General features: G+C 61.4%; 18 protein-coding genes. 16 read left to right on the forward strand and 2 right to left on the reverse strand.

Going from position 1 to position 15069, the window contains the following annotated elements:
* The first annotated feature begins 1 nt into the window (after position 1).
* The 6 genes from motD to AC3IP0_RS08195 all read left to right on the forward strand — a co-directional run bounded on the left by motD (position 2) and on the right by AC3IP0_RS08195 (position 4554).
* On the forward strand, positions 2-892 hold the full coding sequence (gene motD, locus AC3IP0_RS08170) for a flagellar motor protein MotD (RefSeq protein ID WP_489327147.1): 891 nt from the start codon (positions 2-4) through the stop codon (positions 890-892).
* A 43-nt stretch (positions 893-935) separates the two neighbouring features.
* Entirely contained in the window at positions 936-1724 is a 789-nt protein-coding gene (locus AC3IP0_RS08175) for a ParA family protein (RefSeq protein WP_489327149.1), read from the forward strand.
* Positions 1725-1841: 117 nt separating this feature from the next.
* Positions 1842-2801, forward strand: a complete 960-nt coding sequence (locus tag AC3IP0_RS08180) for a CheW domain-containing protein (RefSeq protein ID WP_489327150.1) — start codon at positions 1842-1844, stop codon at positions 2799-2801.
* Positions 2802-2877: 76 nt separating this feature from the next.
* Entirely contained in the window at positions 2878-3363 is a 486-nt protein-coding gene (locus AC3IP0_RS08185; protein ID WP_007980742.1) for a chemotaxis protein CheW, read from the forward strand.
* The gene (locus AC3IP0_RS08190; protein WP_489327151.1) at positions 3364-3756 is read left to right on the forward strand and encodes a DUF2802 domain-containing protein; all 393 of its coding nucleotides are present in this window, start codon (positions 3364-3366) and stop codon (positions 3754-3756) included. It begins immediately after the preceding gene.
* A 297-nt stretch (positions 3757-4053) separates the two neighbouring features.
* On the forward strand, positions 4054-4554 hold the full coding sequence (locus AC3IP0_RS08195; RefSeq protein ID WP_489327152.1) for a hypothetical protein: 501 nt from the start codon (positions 4054-4056) through the stop codon (positions 4552-4554).
* 63 nt (positions 4555-4617) lie between these two features.
* On the opposite strand, the gene AC3IP0_RS08200 is transcribed toward AC3IP0_RS08195, so the two are convergent.
* On the reverse strand, positions 4618-4947 hold the full coding sequence (locus AC3IP0_RS08200) for an EscU/YscU/HrcU family type III secretion system export apparatus switch protein (protein ID WP_489327153.1): 330 nt from the start codon (positions 4945-4947) through the stop codon (positions 4618-4620).
* The gene (gene fliK, locus AC3IP0_RS08205; RefSeq protein WP_489327154.1) at positions 4944-6518 is read right to left on the reverse strand and encodes a flagellar hook-length control protein FliK; all 1575 of its coding nucleotides are present in this window, start codon (positions 6516-6518) and stop codon (positions 4944-4946) included. Before fliK ends, AC3IP0_RS08200 begins: the two co-directional genes overlap by 4 nt.
* Positions 6519-6716: 198 nt before the next feature.
* Between fliK and ccmA the strand changes: the two genes are divergently transcribed.
* The 10 genes from ccmA (at position 6717) to AC3IP0_RS08255 (ending at position 14083) form a co-directional block, all read left to right on the forward strand.
* Entirely contained in the window at positions 6717-7352 is a 636-nt protein-coding gene (ccmA, locus tag AC3IP0_RS08210) for a cytochrome c biogenesis heme-transporting ATPase CcmA (RefSeq protein ID WP_046037681.1), read from the forward strand.
* Positions 7349-8017: a heme exporter protein CcmB gene (gene ccmB / locus AC3IP0_RS08215; protein ID WP_007980754.1), complete on the forward strand. Its 669-nt coding sequence runs from the start codon at positions 7349-7351 to the stop codon at positions 8015-8017. Before ccmA ends, ccmB begins: the two co-directional genes overlap by 4 nt.
* A gap of 73 nt (positions 8018-8090) precedes the next feature.
* Positions 8091-8846 carry a heme ABC transporter permease gene (locus AC3IP0_RS08220; protein ID WP_102702637.1) on the forward strand — a complete coding sequence of 252 codons (756 nt, stop codon included), beginning with the start codon at positions 8091-8093 and terminating at the stop codon, positions 8844-8846.
* Positions 8843-9019, forward strand: coding sequence for a heme exporter protein CcmD (gene ccmD, locus AC3IP0_RS08225; protein ID WP_060541438.1), 177 nt, complete (start codon positions 8843-8845; stop codon positions 9017-9019). Before AC3IP0_RS08220 ends, ccmD begins: the two co-directional genes overlap by 4 nt.
* Positions 9016-9471 (forward strand): cytochrome c maturation protein CcmE, encoded by a 456-nt coding sequence (gene ccmE / locus AC3IP0_RS08230; protein WP_008052305.1) that lies wholly within the window; start codon positions 9016-9018, stop codon positions 9469-9471. Before ccmD ends, ccmE begins: the two co-directional genes overlap by 4 nt.
* Before the next feature lie 3 nt (positions 9472-9474).
* On the forward strand, positions 9475-11463 hold the full coding sequence (locus AC3IP0_RS08235; protein ID WP_489327156.1) for a heme lyase CcmF/NrfE family subunit: 1989 nt from the start codon (positions 9475-9477) through the stop codon (positions 11461-11463).
* Positions 11460-11996: a DsbE family thiol:disulfide interchange protein gene (locus AC3IP0_RS08240; RefSeq protein WP_489327157.1), complete on the forward strand. Its 537-nt coding sequence runs from the start codon at positions 11460-11462 to the stop codon at positions 11994-11996. Before AC3IP0_RS08235 ends, AC3IP0_RS08240 begins: the two co-directional genes overlap by 4 nt.
* Positions 11993-12466: a cytochrome c-type biogenesis protein gene (locus AC3IP0_RS08245; RefSeq protein ID WP_489327158.1), complete on the forward strand. Its 474-nt coding sequence runs from the start codon at positions 11993-11995 to the stop codon at positions 12464-12466. The genes AC3IP0_RS08240 and AC3IP0_RS08245 overlap by 4 nt, the downstream gene beginning before the upstream one ends.
* Positions 12459-13661, forward strand: a complete 1203-nt coding sequence (gene ccmI, locus AC3IP0_RS08250) for a c-type cytochrome biogenesis protein CcmI (RefSeq protein WP_489327160.1) — start codon at positions 12459-12461, stop codon at positions 13659-13661. Before AC3IP0_RS08245 ends, ccmI begins: the two co-directional genes overlap by 8 nt.
* Positions 13662-13675: 14 nt before the next feature.
* The gene (locus tag AC3IP0_RS08255) at positions 13676-14083 is read left to right on the forward strand and encodes a hypothetical protein (RefSeq protein ID WP_489318880.1); all 408 of its coding nucleotides are present in this window, start codon (positions 13676-13678) and stop codon (positions 14081-14083) included.
* Positions 14084-15069: the final 986 nt, after the last annotated feature.

A 15069-nucleotide genomic window follows, 5' to 3' on the forward strand; every position in this document is an offset into this window, starting at 1 on the left:
CATGGCCCGTCGTCGACATCAGGAAGAACATGTAAACCATGAACGTTGGCTGGTTTCCTACGCCGACTTCATCACCTTGCTGTTCGCCTTTTTCGTGGTGATGTACTCGATCTCGTCGATCAACGAAGGCAAGTACAAGGTCATTTCCGAAGCGCTGATCGGGGTCTTTACCGATTCCGATCGTTCGCTCAAGCCGATCCCCATCGGTGACGAGCGGCCGAAGACCGTGACCCCGGCCAAGCCGCTGGTCAAGGACAGTGACCAGGTCGATGCCGGCGTCTCCGGCGCCAGCGATCCGCTCAAGAGTATCGCCGACGACATCAGTGCGGCGTTCGGTGACCTGATCAGCTCCAACCAGATGACCGTGCGCGGCAACGAGTTGTGGGTCGAGATCGAACTCAATTCCAGCCTGTTGTTCGGCAGCGGCGATGCCATGCCCAGCGACATCGCGTTCAACATTATCGACAAGGTCGCGGCGATCCTGAAGCCGTTCGACAACCCGATCCATGTCGAAGGCTTCACCGACGATCAACCGATCCGCACCGCGCAGTACCCGACCAACTGGGAGCTGTCCTCGGCCCGCTCGGCCAGCATCGTGCGCATGCTGGCGATGCAAGGGGTGAACCCCGGTCGCCTGGCTTCGGTGGGCTACGGCGAGTTTCAGCCGGTGGCCAACAACGCCACCGCTGAAGGCCGCGCCCGCAACCGTCGCGTGGTGCTGGTGGTGTCGCGCAACCTCGATGTTCGCCGCAGCCTGACCGGCACCGGAGCCGCCCATGCGCAACCGGATGCCGCATTGAAGCGTGCTGGCACACAAACTGCACCGACCCCGGTCAAGTCGCCGGTACGAGAGAACGCCGTCAATTCTCCGTCACCCGCATTAACACGTTGAGCTATTTCTCGGTCGATCCGTTCGGCCGGGAGGAACAATCCGAATGAGAGTCTGGGCAGTCGCCAATCAAAAGGGTGGTGTCGGTAAAACCACTTCCTCCATCGCTTTAGCCGGTTTGCTGGCAGAGGCGGGCAAGCGCGTGGTCGTGGTCGATCTCGACCCCCACGGCTCGATGACCAGCTACTTCGGCTACGATCCCGACGCCCTGGAGCACAGCAGCTACGACCTGTTCCTGCACAAGGGCAACGTGCCCCAAGGTCTGCCGGGCCAACTGCTGCTGTCGACCAGTGACGAACGCATCTCCCTGTTGCCCTCCAGCACCGCGCTGGCCACCCTTGAGCGCCAGTCGCCGGGGCAGAGCGGCTTGGGCCTGGTGATTGCCAAGAGCCTGGCGCAACTGTGGCAGGACTTCGATTACGCCGTGATCGACAGCCCGCCACTGCTCGGCGTGCTGATGGTCAATGCCTTGGCGGCGAGCCAGCAACTGGTGATCCCGGTGCAGACCGAACACCTGGCGGTCAAGGGCCTGGAACGCATGGTCAACACCCTGGCGATGATCAACCGCTCACGCAAACAGGCATTGCCCTTCACCATCGTGCCGACCCTGTTTGACCGACGCACCCAGGCGTCCCTCGGAACGTTGCGCGTGCTGCGCGACAAATACCCCGAGGAAATCTGGCAGGGCTACATCCCGGTGGACACGCGCCTGCGCGATGCCAGCCGCGCCGGTCTGACGCCTTCGCAGTTCGACGGCAAGAGCCGTGGCGTTCTGGCTTATCGCGCGTTGCTCAAGCATCTGCTGGCGGCGCAGCTTGTTGCGCAGGTGGCGTGACATGAGCCCAATTCCCGTAGGAGCTGCCGCAGGCTGCGATCTTTTGATCTTGCTTGGCGGCGCTCTTGATATCGCTAAAAGATCGCAGCCTGCGGCAGCTCCTACAGGGGGATGCCGATGAATCGGCCATTGAAGCTCACATCGCGCCCGCAACTGGCGTTGCAGTCGTATCTGGACAACCTGCTGCAAGACGCAACCGAGGACATGGCGCCGGAGATAGAGGTGCTGGCCGAGGTTGTCGAAGCGGTGAGAGTCGTCGAAGAGCAGGGCGTGCTGGACGAGTTCCAGGCCGCCGTGCTCGAAGAGCAGGCCCGGGATGCACAGAAACCCGCAGTGGCTGCCGCGTCGGTGGTCGCGCCTTTGGCAAAGACTCCCGTAACCGTGGTCGAAGCGCCGGAACCCGTTCTGGCGCCGGTATCGACCCTTGCGCCGCTGTTGCAAACCCTGGTGACTCCAGTCATTGAAGAACCGGTAGCGCTGGTGACTCCGGAGATCGAGGAGCATCAGACGCTGGTGCCGCCAGTCGTTGAAGTTCATCTGCCGCCGAGCAATACGCCGCCACCGGTGGAAACCGATGGTCGTCCGTCCTGGGCTGCCGAGCCCTTCGAATGCCTGCTGTTCGATGTCGCCGGCTTGACCCTGGCGGTGCCGCTGGTGTGCCTGGGGTCGATTTACTCCCTGGCCGGTCACGAGCTGACGCCGTTGTTCGGCCAGCCGGAGTGGTTCCTGGGCATCCTGCCGAGCCAGGCCGGTAACCTCAAGGTGCTCGATACCGCGCGTTGGGTCATGCCCGACCGTTATCGCGATGATTTCAAGCAGGGCCTGCAATACGTGATTTCGGTGCAAGGCTACGAGTGGGGGCTGGCGGTGCATCAGGTCAGCCGTTCGTTGCGCCTGAACCCGAATGAAATCAAATGGAGAAGTCACCGAGGTCAGCGGCCATGGCTCGCCGGCACGGTGATTGAACACATGTGCGCCTTGCTCGATGTCGCCTCGTTGGCCGAGTTGATCGCCAGCGGCGGCGCCCGGCACATGTCCAGCGGCAAGCCGGGCCACAAACCGACATCAGTCAAATAAACAAAACAGGCGGCGTCACTCTGATGACGTTGCACAGAACACACACCGCCAGGGCGGTTTCTTGAGGGGTCAGGGTATGAATGACAAGGCAACGGCGGCAAAGGGTTCCGAAGATCCGATCCTGCAATGGGTCACCTTCAAGCTGGACAACGAGACCTACGGCATCAACGTGATGCGCGTCCAGGAAGTCCTGCGCTACACCGAAATCGCCCCGGTCCCGGGCGCCCCGAGCTACGTGCTGGGCATCATCAACCTGCGCGGCAACGTCGTCACCGTGATCGACACCCGCCAGCGCTTCGGCCTGATGAATGCCGAGATCAGCGACAACACCCGTATCGTCATCATAGAAGCCGACAAGCAGGTGGTCGGGATCATGGTCGACAGCGTGGCCGAAGTGGTTTACCTGCGTCAGTCGGAAATCGAAACCGCGCCGAACGTGGGTAACGAAGAGTCCGCCAAGTTCATTCAAGGCGTATGCAACAAGAACAACGAATTGCTCATCCTGGTCGAGCTCGACAAGATGATGAGCGAAGAAGAATGGTCGGAACTGGAGAGTATCTGATTGATTCTCGAGGTTGCGGTCATTGTCCTGTTCCTGTTCTGGGCAGGCACGCTGGCAATGTTCCTGGCGTACATTCGCGGTCAAAAGCAGATCGCCGCGCAACAGGCCAAGGGAGATGCGCTGCGCGATCAGCGCATCAAGGACCTGGCCAAGCACGTCGACGACTACCAGAACGGCAATGTGCGCATGGGCGAAGACCTGTATGAACTGCGGGCGATCGTTGCACCCTTGCCGGACAAGCTCGCTCAGCTGGAACAACGCGACCCCTCAAGCCTGTCGTTCGCCCAGGCGGCGCGACTGGTCGGGATGGGCGCCAGCGTCAACGAACTGACCCAGTCCTGTGGCTTGACCCAGGCTGAGGCGGAGTTGATGAGCAAGCTTCACAAGAACTGAGTGTTGCTATCCGGCTGAAATCGCTTTCGCGAGCAAGCCCGCTCCCACACTGGATCAATGTCGTACTCAAAATTTGTGTTCACAGAGGACCAAATGTGGGAGCGGGCTTGCTCGCGAAGGCGTCCTCGAATGCGCAGCAATCTTCCCCGCGATCCGACTCATTCCTCTCTATCCTCAGACAGGGATTACGCTGTCGTAGTCTCCTGCCTATAACATTCTCAGATCCCACCGTCTTGTGATCGCAACCAGCGATCAGTAGTTTGATCTGCTCAAACATACACAGTGCCAGGAAGGCTTATGCTCGACATTTTGCGCGGTACACCGCTGTGGGTTTATGCGGTGTTTTTTATTCTGAGTTACTACGGCGTCATCGCCTGTTTCAGGAGCCACGTATCGAAAAGGTCATTGCAGATATCACCCGTGATATTCGTGGCTTTGTCCCTCGCATCGCTCAATCCCTCCCAGGAAATTGCAATCCAGCTTTCAGTCTATGCATTGGGATTGCTGGCGGGGTGGTTGCTGGCACTGCGTTTTTTCTCGTACAACAATGTGCAGTGCGTGGGGCAACATCTGGTTCTACCCGGTACGATCAAGGTACTGATTGTGTATTGGGGCTTTTTTGCCTGGCGTTATTACGAAGGTTACCAGGCGGCCATGTACCCGGAACTGGCCAATGAAATGTCGGCGGTTGCAGGGGCGGCGCTGGGGGCAGGGCTCATCAATGGTTTGATTGTTGGTCGCAGTTTCAAGCTATTGCGTTTCGTAGGAGCTGGCTTGCCAGAGAAGGCGGCTAAATGATCGGTGCAGTATTCAAGTTCGCATTCGCCGGCAAACCGGCTCCTACATAACGGGTTCGTAAGCTCAATAATCATCCCCGCGCTCGGTGATGTCCTTCTCCACCATCAGCGCATCCGGACCCATCCCCGCCGGAAACTTCCCCTTCAAACTCCACGCAAACGCAATGATCTCGGCAATCGTCAGATACAGCTCCTGCGGAATGCTGTCCCCCAGTTCCATCCGCGCCAGCAATCTCACCAGCTCGGCATTTTCATAGATCGGCACTTCGCAGTCGCGGGCAATGCGCAGGATTTCTTCCGCCAGCGCTTCGTCGCCCTTGGCGGTGAGGGTGGGGGCGTGGCTGCCGTCGTATTTGAGGGCGATGGCCTGGCGTGGGGCGTTGGGGTTTTTCATGCGGTTTCGTCGACCCAGCGTTGTTCGAGGCGGGTTTGCGGGCCTTGGGGTGGTGTGCCGAGGTGGCAATCGAGGTCGCCGACGTTCAGGCCGGCGGACAGCAGGCGATCACGCAGGCCGGCCAGATTGCTTTCGATCAGGCTGGCGGTGTACGGCCGTTCGGCCCAGAGCTGGCCGGAAAGGCTGCCCTTGATCAGTTGCGCCTGGATTTGCAGCGGCCCCAAGGGCTCCATGGCGAAGGCCAGTTCGACGCGCCACAGCTGTTGTTTGGGTTCGCGTTCTTCGCGACGTTCCTTTGGCGGTTCTTTTTCGGGTGAATCTTCACGCTGGAACTTGACCTGCAGCGGCACGATGTCTTGCATGTTGCGCATCGGGATTTCCAGCTGCCAGGTGCTCATCAGCCGTCCGTCGGCGGTGACGCCGGTTTGTTCCAGGCTCGACAGCTGATGGCTTTGCAGACGCGAAACAGCGGCGGCGGCCAGGCGAAGCAGGTGTTCGAGGTCGTTTTCACCTTCGGCGCCTTGCAACTGGCGTTCGGGCAGCGGGAAACCGGTCGGCGACGGCTTGGCACTGACCTGGCCGAGCATGCCCAGGGCATTGCGGACAAAGTTCGGCATGGCCTGGGCCAGGGTATTGGCGGCGATGATCGCGCCGAGGCTGGTGTTGGCCGGCAAGCCCGGACTCAATTGCGCAACCAGTTTGAGCAGGTCGCCTTTCATGTCCGGCGCGAGCGTCGGGTTTTGCCCGGTCAGCAGTTTGCTTTCGAGAAACACACCACTGCTGGCAAGGGCCTGGGCCAAGCCCTTGGGGGTGCTCAACTGTTGAACATCCGGCAAGCCGGCGAGCAACCGGGCAGCGGCGCTGCGCAATTCAACGGATGTCTGGTCCGAGGGCGCAAGGTTCTGCAGGAGCTTGAGCAAGCCGCCCAGCGATCCCTGGCGGCTTTGCTGGTCAACCAGTTGCCGGGTCACCGCCAGTTGTTCCTGTCGGCTGCTCAGGGGCACGAATTTCACGGTCTGGGCGTCCTGCACCTGCGCGCTCAGCAAGGTGCCGATGCGCAAGGGCTGCGGGCTGTCGATGCTCAGGGTGCTGCCGCTCAGTGCGGTGTTGAGCAGGCCCACCATCGAGCGAAACACCATGGGCTGGCCGGGCGCTTGCGGCAGCACTTGCGAGGTCAGCACTTTGCCCTGCAGCAGGGTGCCGATGGGTAGTTGCGCGGTGTCGAGGCGGGTGAGGGTGGCGACGTTGGAGGCAATGGCCTGTTGCACCGTCACGGCCAGGTTGCCGGCCGAGGGCTGGCTGACGACCAGCGTGGTGCCCTGGGCCAGCGGTTGATTACTGGTGGTCTGGACCGTGGTCTGGCGGCCGCTGTCGAGGGTGACCTTGAGCAGCATCTGGAAAGTCTGGTCCGCCTGCTTGAGCGACAACACTTCGGCCTGGGCGGTTTGACCGACGCTGATCAGCCCCTCCACCGGCGTCAGCAACTTGAGCAACTCACCGCTGACCACCTGCGGGCGCGAAGTCGCCGGGAGGGTTTGCGGTAGCGGGAGGATGTTCATTTCGCCTGTCATACGCGGTCACAACCTGAGGAAAATGCACTCTTTAGAGTAAGGCATGGCATGTATAATGCCGCGCCGTTGTATCCAAAATGGCGAAAACTTTGCAATTGTTTGACGCAGCTCTCTAGAACAAGACGTCATTGCATCTATGCTGCATCTCTTTAACGGCCGCGCCAGTGCCGACTTGAACCGTATAAGGCCCGTGAACCCTTGACCAGTCCTGTCCTGCAAACCGTTGCCCTTGCCTGTGAGCGAGACCTTCGGCTGCTCTTCGAAAATCTCGATTTGAGACTGGCCAGTGGCGAAATGATGCAAATCAGCGGCCCCAACGGCAGCGGCAAGACCAGCTTGTTGCGCCTGCTCTCGGGGCTGATGCAGCCGACCGCCGGTCAGGTGCTGCTCAACGGCCAGCCGCTGAACGAGCAACGCGGCGAACTGGCGCGCAACCTGCTGTGGATCGGCCACGCTGCCGGGATCAAGGATTTGCTGACCCCGGAAGAGAACCTGAGCTGGCTGTGCGCCTTGCATCATCCGGCGACCCATGAGGCGATCTGGCAGGCGCTGGCCGCGGTCGGGCTGCGCGGGTTCGAGGATGTGCCTTGCCACACCCTGTCTGCCGGTCAGCAGCGTCGCGTCGCCCTGGCGCGCCTGTATCTGGACAGTCCGCCACTCTGGATCCTCGATGAACCCTTTACCGCCCTCGACAAGCAGGGCGTGGCACAGCTTGAATCTCATCTGGCCGGCCACTGCGAACGCGGCGGTATGGTGGTGTTGACCACCCACCACACGCTGAGCCGGATGCCGGCCGGTTATCGCGACATCGATCTGGGGAGCTGGGCCGTATGAGTGTTTTCGGCCTGCTGGTCGCCCGCGAGGCTCGTCTGCTGTTCCGCCGTCCGGCGGAACTGGCCAATCCGCTGGTGTTCTTCGCTATCGTCGTTTCCCTGTTCCCGCTGGCGGTCGGCCCCGAGTCTCAATTGTTGCAAACCTTGTCTCCGGGGCTGGTCTGGGTCGCGGCACTTTTATCGGTCCTGCTCTCGCTGGACGGGCTTTTCCGCAGTGATTTCGAGGATGGATCCCTCGAGCAGTGGGTCCTTTCGCCGCACCCCCTGGCTCTTCTGGTTTTGGCCAAGGTGCTGGCACACTGGGCTTTTTCCGGCCTGGCACTGGTTTTGCTCGCGCCCTTGCTGGCGCTGATGCTCGGTTTGCCTGCCGCCTGTCTGCCAGTGTTGCTGCTTTCGTTGCTGCTCGGTACACCAGTACTGAGCCTGCTCGGTGCGGTGGGCGCGGCGCTGACGGTGGGCTTGAAGCGCGGCGGCCTGTTGCTCGCACTGCTGATTCTGCCGCTGTACATCCCGGTGTTGATCCTTGGCAGTGGCGCCTTGCAGGCTGCCTTGCAGGGTATGCCGGCGACCGGTTATCTCCTGTGGCTTGGCAGCCTGACCGCCCTGGCGATAACCCTGACACCTTTTGCAATAGCTGCTGGCCTGAAGATCAGCGTCGGCGAATAATGAGGTCTGGTTAAAAAACAACCAGCAAAGACCCTGGCTCTTCACAGTAAAGAGCAACCGTGATGGAAACAGTATGAACTGGACGTGGTTTCACAAGCTTGGCTCGCCCAAATGGTTTTACGGCATCAGCGGCAAAATGCTGCCCTGGCTGAGCGTCGCGGCGTTGCTGCTGATCAGCGTTGGCGTGGTCTGGGGCCTGGCCTTCGCGCCGCCGGACTACCAGCAGGGCAACAGCTTCCGCATCATCTATATCCACGTCCCGGCCGCCATGCTGGCGCAGTCCATCTACGTGATGCTGGCCGTGTGCGGCATCGTCGGCCTCGTGTGGAAGATGAAACTGGCCGACGTCGCCCTGCAATGCGCGGCGCCCATCGGTGCCTGGATGACCGCCGTGGCGCTGGTCACCGGGGCGATCTGGGGCAAGCCGACCTGGGGCTCGTGGTGGGTCTGGGATGCACGCCTTACGTCCATGCTTATCCTGCTTTTCCTGTACTTCGGTCTCATTGCGCTAGGCAACGCGATCAGCAATCGTGACAGCGCGGCCAAGGCCTGTGCGGTGCTGGCGATTGTCGGCGTGATCAACATTCCGATCATCAAATACTCGGTGGAGTGGTGGAACACCCTGCACCAGGGCGCGACCTTCACCCTCACCGAAAAACCGGCGATGCCCGCCGAGATGTGGCTGCCATTGCTGCTGACGGCGCTGGGTTTCTACTGTTTCTTCGGCGCGGTGCTGTTGCTGCGCATGCGTCTTGAAGTGCTCAAGCGCGAAGCCCGGGCCAGTTGGGTCAAAGCCGAAGTGGAAAACAGCCTGGAGATCGCTCGATGAGTTTTGCTTCATTCGGCGACTTCATCGCCATGGGTCATCATGGCCTGTATGTCTGGTCAGCCTATGGCATCTGCCTGGCGGTACTGACCCTCAACGTGGCGGCGCCGATCCTGGCCCGCAAGCGGTATCTGCAACAAGAGGCGCGTCGTCTGCGCCGGGAGAACGGCAAGTGAATCCGCTGCGCAAAAAGCGTCTTATCATCATTCTCGCGATCCTGGTCGGCGTCGGCGCTGCCGTCGGCCTGGCCCTGAGCGCCCTGCAGCAGAACATCAACCTGTTTTACACACCGACCCAGATCGCCAACGGCGAAGCCCCGCAGGACACGCGCATCCGTGCCGGCGGCATGGTCGAGGCCGGTTCCTTGCAGCGCTCCGGCGACTCGCTGGACGTGAAGTTTGTCGTCACCGACTTCAACAAGTCCGTGACCATCACTTATCGCGGCATCCTGCCGGACCTGTTCCGCGAAGGGCAGGGCATCGTCGCCCTGGGCAAGCTCAACGCTGACGGCGTGGTGGTGGCCGATGAAGTGCTGGCCAAGCACGATGAAAAGTACATGCCGCCGGAAGTGACCAAGGCCCTGAAAGACAGCGGCCAGTCGGCACCTACTCCCGCGAAAGAGGGCTAACTGATGACAGCTGGAATCTTCATTCCCGAATTGGGCCACCTGGCCATGATCCTGGCGCTGTGTTTCGCGCTGGTTCAGGCGGTGGTGCCATTGGTCGGTGCCTGGCGCGGTGACCGCTTCTGGATGAGCCTGGCCCAGCCGGCCGCGTGGGGGCAGTTCGCGTTCTTGCTGTTCGCCTTCGGTTGCCTGACCTACGCCTTCATGGTCGATGACTTCTCCGTGGCTTATGTGGCCAACAACTCCAACAGCGCCTTGCCGTGGTACTACAAGTTCAGCGCCGTATGGGGTGCCCACGAAGGTTCCCTGCTGTTGTGGGCCTTGATTCTCGGCGGCTGGACCTTCGCGGTGTCGGTGTTTTCCCGGCAGTTGCCGCAGGTCATGCTGGCCCGCGTGCTGGCGGTGATGGGCATGATCAGCACCGGTTTCCTGCTGTTCCTGATCATGACCTCCAACCCGTTCAAGCGCATCCTGCCGCAAATGCCCACCGACGGTGCCGACCTCAACCCGCTGCTGCAAGACATCGGCCTGATCGTTCACCCGCCGATGCTGTACATGGGCTACGTCGGTTTCTCGGTGGCCTTCGCCTTCGCCATCGCCGCGCTGATGGGCGGTCGCCTGGATGCGGCGTGGGCGCGCTGGTCGCGTCCGTGGACCATCGTGGCCTGGGCGTTCCTCGGTATCGGCATCACCCTCGGTTCGTGGTGGGCGTACTACGAACTCGGCTGGGGTGGCTGGTGGTTCTGGGACCCGGTGGAAAACGCCTCGTTCATGCCATGGCTGGTGGGCACTGCACTGATCCACTCGTTGGCGGTCACGGAAAAACGTGGCGTGTTCAAGAGCTGGACCGTGTTGCTGGCCATCGCCGCATTCTCCTTGAGTCTGCTGGGCACCTTCCTCGTGCGTTCCGGCGTGCTGACCTCGGTGCATGCCTTTGCCTCCGATCCGGAGCGCGGGGTGTTCATCCTGATTTTCCTGCTGTTCGTGGTCGGTGGTTCGCTGACGCTGTTCGCCCTGCGCGCACCGGTGGTCAAGAGCCAGGTGGGCTTCAACCTCTGGTCCCGGGAAACGCTGTTGCTGGGCAACAACCTGGTACTGGTGGTCGCTGCGTCGATGATCCTGCTCGGCACCTTGTACCCGCTGATTCTGGACGCCATGACCGGCGCCAAGCTGTCCGTCGGCCCGCCGTACTTCAACGCGCTGTTCATTCCGTTGATGGCGTTGCTGATGGTGGTGATGGCGGTCGGCGTGATCGTGCGCTGGAAAGACACCCCGGTGAAATGGCTGGTGAGCATGCTCACCCCGGTCTTGCTCGGCAGCGCTGCGCTGGCGGTAGTGGCTGGCGTCGCCTACGGCGATTTCAACTGGGCCGTGCTCGCAACCTTCATGCTCGCCGCCTGGGTGTTGCTGGCCGGCGTGCGTGACATCTTCGACAAGACCCGTCACAAGGGCCTGATCAAAGGTTTGCCGACACTGACTCGCAGCTACTGGGGCATGCAGGTCGCGCACCTGGGCATTGCCGTGTGTGCGCTGGGTGTCGTGCTGTCGAGCCAGAACAGTGCCGAGCGCGACCTGCGCCTGGCGCCGGGCGAATCCATGGACTTGGGCGGCTATCAGTTCGTCTTCGAAGGCGCCAAGCACTTCGAAGGCCCGAACTTCACCTCCGACAAGGGCACCGTCCGGGTGATCCGCAACGGCAAGGAAGTCAGCGTGCTGCACCCGGAAAAACGCCTCTATACCGTGCAGAATTCGGTGATGACTGAAGCGGGCATCGACGCCGGGTTCACCCGCGACCTCTATGTCGCCCTCGGTGAACCGCTGGGTAACGGCGCCTGGGCTGTGCGTGTGCACGTCAAACCGTTCGTGCGCTGGATCTGGTTCGGCGGTTTGCTGACCGGCTTCGGCGGGTTGCTGGCGGCGCTGGATCGGCGATATCGGGTCAAGGTCAAAAGCCGCGTGCGCGAAGCACTGGGCATGTCGGGAGCCACTGCATGAAGCGTTGGTTGATGTTGTTGCCATTGGCGATTTTTCTGGTGGTCGCTGTATTCCTTTACCGTGGGTTGTACCTTCGCCCGGCCGAGCTGCCTTCGGCCATGATCAACAAGCCGTTCCCGGAGTTTTCCCTGCCGTCGGTGCAGGGCGACAAGACCCTGACCCGCGCTGACATCCTGGGCAAACCGGCGCTGGTCAACGTCTGGGGCACCTGGTGCATTTCCTGCCGGGTCGAGCACCCGGTGTTGAACAAACTGGCCCAGCAGGGCGTGGTGATCTACGGCATCAACTACAAGGACACCAACGCCGATGCCTTGAAGTGGCTGACGGACTTCCACAACCCGTATGTGCTGGACATTCGTGACGACGAAGGCTCGCTGGGCCTGAACCTCGGCGTGTACGGCGCGCCGGAAACCTTCTTCATCGACGCCAAGGGCATCATCCGTGACAAGTTCGTCGGCGTGATCGACGAGCAGGTCTGGCGCGAAAAACTGGCGGGCAAGTACCAGGCGCTGGTCGACGAGGCCAAGCCATGAAGCGCTGGATCGCTGCCGTTGTCCTGGGCTTGAGCCTGGCGGGTGTGGCCCACGCGGCCATCGACACCTACGAGTTCGCCAAGGAAGAAGATCGCGAGCGTTTCCGCGAGCTGACCAAGGAGCTGCGTTGCCCCAAGTGCCAGAATCAGGACATCGCCGATTCCAACGCACCGATTGCCGCCGACTTGCGCAAAGAGATTTTCCGCATGCTCGGCGAGGGCAAGGACAACCAGCAGATCATCGACTTCATGGTCGATCGCTACGGTGACTTCGTCCGCTACAAGCCTGCACTGAACGCCAAGACCGCCGTGCTCTGGTTCGGCCCCGCCGGCCTGCTGCTGGGTGGTGTCGTGATCATCGCGGTGATCGTCCGCCGTCGTCGCGTGCAACGCGCCGGCACCCAGGCTGAGCTTTCTCCCGAGGAGCGCTCGCGCCTCGACAACCTGTTGGATAAAACCAAGAATGATTGATTTCTGGCTCGCTGCAGGTCTGCTGCTTCTGGTTGCCCTGAGTTTTCTGTTGATCCCGGTGCTGCGCAGCCGTCGCGCCCAGCGCGAAGAGGATCGTACCGCCCTGAACGTCGCGCTTTATCAGGAGCGCGTGGCTGAGTTGCAGACTCAGCAGGAAGAGGGCGTGCTCGATGCGGCGCAAATGGACGTCGGTCGCGCCGAAGCCGCCCGTGAGTTGCTGGCGGACACCGAAGGTGCTGAAGCGCCGCGGGTGTCGCGCCTGGGCAAACCCTTGCCGTTGCTGGCGGCCATTCTGGTACCGGTGCTGGGTCTGGGGTTGTACCTGCATTTTGGTGCCAGCGACAAGGTCGAACTGACCCGCGAATTCTCCCAGGCACCCCAGTCGATGGAAGAGATGACCCAGCGCCTGGAGCGTGCGGTAGCCGCTCAGCCGGATTCCGCTGAAGGCATGTATTTCCTCGGTCGCACCTACATGGCTCAGGATCGTCCGGCGGACGCGGCGAAGATGTTCGAACGCACCGTGAGCCTGGCTGGTCGCCAGCCTGAGCTGCTCGGTCAATGGGCCCAGGCCCAGTACTTCGCCGATGGCAAGAAGTGGTCGGACAAGGTCCAGGCCCTGACCGACGAAGCGCTCAAGGCCGATCCGAAAGAAGTCACCAGCCTTGGCCTGCTGGGCATTGCGGCGTTTGAAAGCGAGCGTTATCAGGACGCTATCGATTACTGGAATCGCCTGTTGGCGCAGTTGCCGCCGGAAGACAAGTCCCGCGAAGCGCTGCAAGGCGGGATTACCCGGGCCACGGAGAAACTGGTGGCCAGTGGCGGCAAGGTTGCGCAAGCTCCGGCAGCCAAGACCGCAGCGTTGCTCAAGGTCAGCGTCGATCTGGCCGCGGACCTCAAATCCAAGGTCCAGCCTGGCGACAGCGTGTTCATCTTCGCCCGTGCGATCTCCGGCCCTCCGGCCCCGCTGGCGGTCAAGCGCTTGACCGTGGCCGACCTGCCGGTGACCGTCGAACTGGGCGATGCCGACGCGATGATGCCGCAATTGAAACTGTCGAACTTCCCTGAAGTCCAACTGGTTGCGCGCATTTCCCGTGCCGGCAAACCGACCGCCGGCGAATGGATCGGTCGCAGCCAGCCCCTGGCCAGCAGCACCACCGCGCCGCAAACACTGACCATCGACAGCCCGGATAAATAACAGGAAACGCCACCATGACCGCCATTGCTCGTATTGCCCTGCTCAGCGCTGTTTTGGGGTTAAGCGCTTGTGCGGTCCAGCAGCCAACGGAACATCAGGCACCAGCACCGTTCCCGCCGTCGCAGCCCAGCCCCACGCCATCGACGTCGCCTGTACCGAGCAAGCCGACCATTCCGGCCAAACCTTCCAAGCCGTTGCCACGCACTTCTGCGAGCTTTGCGCCACCACCCGGGGGGAATAGCCATTGGGATCCGAAGCTTGGGGTGTATGTGCTTGATGACCAGCCCAATACCTTTTATCGCCAGCGTACCTATTACCGCTGGGATAACGGCTGGAGCCGGTCGATCAGTCCGAACGGGCCGTGGGAAGATACTGATATCCAGGGTGTGCCGGGTGGCCTGGGGCGGAAATTCGGGCAGTAACGCACAGAGGCGACCTTCGGGTCGTCTTTTTTGTGGGCGTTGAAGTTGTGCTTTCAACCACAGATCCCTGTGGGAGCGAGCTTGCTCGCGATGGCGGCCTGACAGCCGACCTGATTTTTTTTGACTGAGTACATATCCATTCCTTCGGTAACGGCGACTTATGGTTTCGCCCTTACGGCGAGTCACTTTTTTTACAAGCGCCTAAAAAAAGTAACCAAAAAAACGCTCGCCCCGAACGTACGGCCCCTCGCCTAGGCTCGGCGTTCCTTCGCTCCGGCATTCATCCGGGGGCATTGCCCTCCGGTCGGCTTCGCTTCGACCTACATGCAATGAGTTCGACTGCGTCGAACGGCACTGCGCGCCAATCCCCGGATGAACACCTCCACTCAGCCTCCCGAAGGGGCGGGTGGATCAAGATCAAAAGCTGCAGGCGAGCTAACGCTCGACCTGATGAGTGGTTAGAAGCGTGGGTGTACGCCGATCTGTCTTTGCTCTTCTGTGGGAGCGAGCTTGCTCGCGATGACGGTCTGCCAGCCGACCAGGTACCTCACAGACGAACGAACCCAACAAACAGGCCGGCCGGTAGGCCGCCTCGGGTTAGCCGCCCCCGGCCATGGATGGCCGATGGCGGCGGGCCCACGGAGCAGGACCGGAGCGAGGGCATGCCGAGCCACAGCGAGGCACCGAATGTCAGGGGCAAGAGCCCTTTGGTTACTTTGGGGCTTTTCCAAAGTGACCCGCCGTAAGGGCGGAACCCTAAGTGGCCGTGACCGCAGCAATGGATATGTACACCCTCAAAAATCCATGTCGCCTACCAAGCAGCCATCGCGAGCAAGCTCGCTCCCACAGGTTTCTCCCACAGGGTTCTTCGGTGACCACAACAACGGATGCAACCGCGACCAAATGCGCCAACCTCCAGCTCAACCTTTCACAAAACCTTCATCAAATGGTCCATCCAGCGACATGTGCAAGTCATAGGGCTGACA

It is taken from the genome of Pseudomonas sp. GL_103, assembly GCF_057835175.1.